The 654-nt window shown below is 68.7% G+C and carries 2 protein-coding genes; both read right to left on the reverse strand.

Features of this window, described 5'->3' with window-relative positions; translation table 11 throughout:
* A partial coding sequence (locus ACK4SE_RS13825; protein ID WP_409693862.1) for a FecR domain-containing protein occupies window positions 1–478 on the reverse strand: 478 nt, incomplete at its 3' end.
* The coding region (locus tag ACK4SE_RS13830; RefSeq protein WP_409693865.1) for a sigma factor-like helix-turn-helix DNA-binding protein at window positions 475–654 on the reverse strand (180 nt) is incomplete at its 5' end. The genes ACK4SE_RS13830 and ACK4SE_RS13825, both read right to left, overlap by 4 nt.

Genomic DNA, 654 nt, shown 5'->3' on the forward strand with positions numbered 1-654 from the left:
GCGCGTCGTGCGCGACCTCGAACATCGCCTCGCCCCGATCAAGCCTGATGTGACGGCGGCTCTGGTCGAACTGGACCCCGACGCGGGAGTCGGTGTTCAGGGCGATGCGGCTTCCATCGCGCAGGGTCGCCACCTGTTGCTCGCCCGGGCTGGTGGAATACCGATCAGGCCCGCCCAGCGACCACCACAGCACTCCAAGGCCGAGCACCAGCGAGGCGGCGAGGGCCAGGAGGGGTCGAAGACGCATCCCGCTGCCCGCCGTGCGGTGCATCCGGGCTTCTTCCTCGCCGTAGCGCGCCGCCCGCGGCAGGATCGCCCAGATTTCGCTCGCCCGCGCGAAGGCCGACGCGTGAGCAGGATCCTCGGCCAGCCAGGCGTCCAGCGCGGGAGACACGTGCGGATCAGGCTCCCCTTCCAGCCGGGCCAGCCATGCGGCGGCTTCAGCGTCGATACGCCGGGCGTGATTCAGGCGGATCATGATCGCAAGCCCCCCTTCATGAGCTGGAGGGTGGCGCGGGCGACGGTCTTCTCCACCGCCGCAACGGTCATGTCCTCGGACATGGCGATTTCGGCGTAGCTCATGTTGTCCAGTCGGCGCTTCAAGAGAATCCGTCGTGTGCGTTCGGGCAGCAGGAACAGGTCGGTCGTCACCTG

Origin of the sequence: Brevundimonas sp., assembly GCF_046293315.1 — a bacterium.
Taxonomy (GTDB): domain Bacteria; phylum Pseudomonadota; class Alphaproteobacteria; order Caulobacterales; family Caulobacteraceae; genus Brevundimonas.